1 protein-coding gene and 1 pseudogene are annotated in these 2,226 nt (G+C 72.6%); both read right to left on the bottom strand.

What is annotated here, in order from left to right; all coding sequences use genetic code 11:
- Window positions 1-353 (bottom strand): annotated as a pseudogene (locus tag O3Q52_RS52180) (hypothetical protein); the annotation flags it as partial.
- On the bottom strand, window positions 350-2,226 hold a 1,877-nt coding region (locus O3Q52_RS52175), incomplete at its 5' end, for a DEAD/DEAH box helicase (protein WP_269655408.1). The gene O3Q52_RS52175 and the pseudogene O3Q52_RS52180, both read right to left, overlap by 4 nt.

The raw sequence follows: 2,226 nt of genomic DNA, 5'->3' as shown, positions 1-2,226 counted from the left end.
GCTCTTCTGGGCTCCGCAGGGCGCGCGTCCGCCTCGGTGGAGTGCTTCTCCCCCACGCCGACCGCCGGCCCTCCGCCACCCGCCCGCCTCGCAGCCCGCAAGGCACGCCGAGCGGCGTCAGCGGGCCGGGGCTCTCCGACCGAGAGGGTCCCACCGGCCGGGAGGGCGTCACCGGCCGGGAGCGACTCACGGGCCGAAAGCGTCTCGCCTGCCGGTGACGTCTCCGTGCCAGGCGAGTCCGCCTGTTCCAGCTGATGCAGCTGTTCCCGCTCGTCCTGCCGATCCCTCTCTTCCTGCCGATCCGGCCGATCCGGCTGCTCCAGCTGCTCCGGCCGATCCGTCGAAGACGTCACGTCGACCTCCTCAGCGAGACCAGGTCGGACAGCTCGCGGTCGGTCAGTTCCGTCAGGGATGCCTCGCCGGAGCCGAGGATCGCGTCGGCCAGGGCCCGCTTGGAGGCGAGCATCTCGGCGATGCGGTCCTCGACGGTGCCCTCGGTGATGAGGCGGTGGACCTGGACGGGCTGGGTCTGGCCGATGCGGTAGGCGCGGTCGGTGGCCTGCTCCTCCACGGCGGGGTTCCACCAGCGGTCGAAGTGGACGACGTGCCCCGCGCGCGTGAGGTTGAGGCCCGTGCCGGCCGCCCTGAGGGAGAGGACCAGGATCGGCGTCGCCCCGCTCTGGAAACGGTCGACCATGTGCTCGCGCTCGGCCACCGGCGTACCCCCGTGAAGGAGTTCCACGGGGACCGCGCGTGCCGCGAGGTGGTGGGTGATCAGCTTGGCCATGCCCACGTACTGCGTGAAGACGAGCGCCGAGCCGTCCTCGGCGAGCAGCGTGTCCAACAGCTCGTCCAGGAGGGCGAGTTTGCCGGAGCGGGCGGCCTGACGGGCTGCCCCTCCTCCGCCGCCGAGGTGCTCGCCGGTGTCCTCCTTCAGATACAGCGCGGGGTGGTCGCAGATCTGCTTGAGCGCGGTGAGGAGCTTGAGGACCAGGCCGCGCCGGGCGATGCCGTCGACACTCTCGATCGCCAGCATCGACTCGCGGACCACGGCTTCGTACAAGGAGGCCTGTTCGCGGGTGAGGGGGACGGGGTGGTCCGTCTCCGTCTTGGGGGGCAGCTCGGGGACGATGCCGGGGTCGGACTTCTTGCGACGGAGGAGGAAGGGGCGGATCAGCCGGGCGAGGCGGGTCACGGCCTCCTCGTCCTCGCCGTTCTCCACCGCGCGCGCGTGCCGGGCTCGGAAGGACTTCAGAGGGCCGAGCAGCCCCGGAGTCGTCCAGTCGAGCAGGGCCCACAGTTCGGAGAGGTTGTTCTCCACGGGGGTGCCGCTCAGGGCGACCCTGGCCGGTGCGGGGATCGTCCGCAGCGCCTTGGCCGTCGCCGAGTACGGGTTCTTCACGTGCTGGGCCTCGTCCGCGACGACCATGCCCCACTTCAGGCGGGAGAGCTGAGGTGCCGTCGACCGCATCGTCCCGTACGTGGTGAGGACGAACCCGTTGTCCATGTTTTCCGGGGACTCAAGGGAGCGGCCCGGCCCGTGGTAGCGGCGCACGGGCACGCCCGGGGCGAACCGCTCGATCTCCCGCTGCCAGTTGCCGAGCAGCGAGGCGGGGCACACCACGAGGGTCGGTTCGGTGCGCGCCCGCTTCAGGTGCAGCGCGATGAGGGTGACGGTCTTGCCGAGGCCCATGTCGTCGGCGAGGCAGCCGCCGAGGCCGAGGGAGGTCATGAGGTCGAGCCAGGCCAGTCCGCGGAGTTGGTAGTCCCGGAGGGTGGCCTTCAGGGCGGGGGGCGGCTCGGCGGGTTGCAGGCCGGTCGTGAGCCGGTCGCGCAGGGCGGCCAGCGCGCCGACCGGCACCGCCTCGACCGTCTCGCCGTCGACCTCCGCGCTGCCGGTGAGGGCCACGGAGAGGGCGTCGACCGGGTCGAGCAGACCCAGTTCGCGCTTGCGCGCCTTGCGGACGAGGGCCGGGTCGACGAGCACCCACTGGTCCCGCAGCCGCACGACGGGGCGGTGTGCCTCGGCGAGCGCGTCCATCTCGGCCTCGGAGAGCGGGTCGCCGCCGAGCGCCAACTGCCAGCGGAACTGGAGCAGTTCCTCGCTCTCGAAGAAGCCCGTGCCGTCCGTGGCCGAGCCCGGCGCCGAGCGGACGACCGCCGCCGCGCTCAGGTCCTGGGCGAGGTCACGGGGCCAGTGCACGGCGACCCCGGCCGCGCCGAGGC

It is taken from the genome of Streptomyces sp. ActVer, assembly GCF_027270795.1.
Lineage (GTDB): Bacteria > Actinomycetota > Actinomycetes > Streptomycetales > Streptomycetaceae > Streptomyces > Streptomyces umbrinus_A.
This window is presented reverse-complemented; position numbering and strand designations above follow the sequence as displayed.